The sequence below is a fragment of the Actinomadura sp. HBU206391 genome (assembly GCF_014323665.1).
Lineage (GTDB): Bacteria > Actinomycetota > Actinomycetes > Streptosporangiales > Streptosporangiaceae > Actinomadura_C.
This window is the reverse complement of the sequence record NZ_JABVEB010000561.1, coordinates 1-1,188: the sequence shown is the minus strand read 5'-3', so window position 1 is coordinate 1,188 and position 1,188 is coordinate 1. Positions and strand designations below refer to the sequence as shown.

At 69.4% G+C, this 1,188-nt stretch carries 1 protein-coding gene; it reads right to left on the bottom strand.

Translation table 11 applies throughout. The features are described from left to right. The coding region (locus tag HKK72_RS39415) for an acyl-CoA dehydrogenase family protein (protein WP_187239454.1) at window positions 1-1,151 on the bottom strand (1,151 nt) is incomplete at its 3' end. Window positions 1,152-1,188 lie beyond the last annotated feature (37 nt).

Here is a 1,188-nt window from a genome sequence, read left to right as displayed (position 1 = left end):
GATCGGGAGATGATCATCCGCTGGATGTCGGACGTGCCCTCCTCGATCTCCTCGAGCTTGGCGTCGCGCATCCACTTCTCCACGAGGTACTCGCGGGAGTATCCCCAGCCGCCGTGGGTCTGCACCGCCGCCCAGGTGCACCACATCGCAGCCTCCGAGGAGACCAGTTTGGCGATGGCCGCCTCCTCGGTGACGTCGGCGCCCCGGTCGAACAGCCGGGCGGCCCGCATCGTCAGGAGGTGAGCCGTGTCGGCCTTCGCGGCCATGTCGGCCAGCCGGAACGCCACCGCCTGATGCTCGATGATCTTTACGCCGAACTGTTCGCGGTCGCGCGCGTAGGCCAGCGAGGCGTCCAGTGCGGCGCGCGCCAACCCGGTGCACGCGGCCCCGATGAGGATGCGTGAGGCGTCGAAGGTGCGCATCAGGCCATAGAAGCCCTGGCCCTCGTCACCCAGCCGGTTCTCAGCCGGAATCCGGCAGTCGGTGAAGAACAACTCGGCGCAGGAGATCCCGCGTTGCCCCATCTTGGGCATCGGGTTGCCGATCGTGAGGCCGGGGGTCCCCCGCTCGACGACGAACGCCGTGACGCCCTTCGACCGGGTGCCGGGGGCGACGGTGGCGAACACCACGAAGAACCGGGCGAAGGGCCCGTTGGAGATCCATGCCTTCTGCCCGTTCAGCACGTACGAGTCGCCGTCTCGGACCGCCCTGGTGGTGAGCGAGGCCGCGTCGGAGCCGACCCCCGGCTCGGTCACCGCCAGCGCGGTCAGCGGCGGCTCGGCCGAGCACAGCGGTTCGAGGAACCGCCGGCGCTGCTCCGGAGTGCCCAGAGCCTCGACCGGCGCGGCGAAGAACCCGTTCGAGGTGACGAGATTGCCGATGCTGATGTCGCCGTGGCACAGTTCCTCCTGCACCAGGCACTGGGTCTCCAGGTCGGTCACGCCACCCCCGCCGACCTCGGCGGGCAGCATGAACGAGGTCAGGCCGGCGTCGGCGGCCCGCCGCCACACGTCGGCGGGCAGTTCATGGTCGGCCTCGTCGACGGCCCTGGCCACCGGCCGGATCTCACGCTGTGCGAACTCCTTCGCCAGCTCGACGAACTCCCGCTGCTCGGGCGTGAGTTCCAGGGCGTCGCGAATGGAACGCGGCATGGCCGTACTCCTCATCAGTCACAGATTCGTTCCAGGT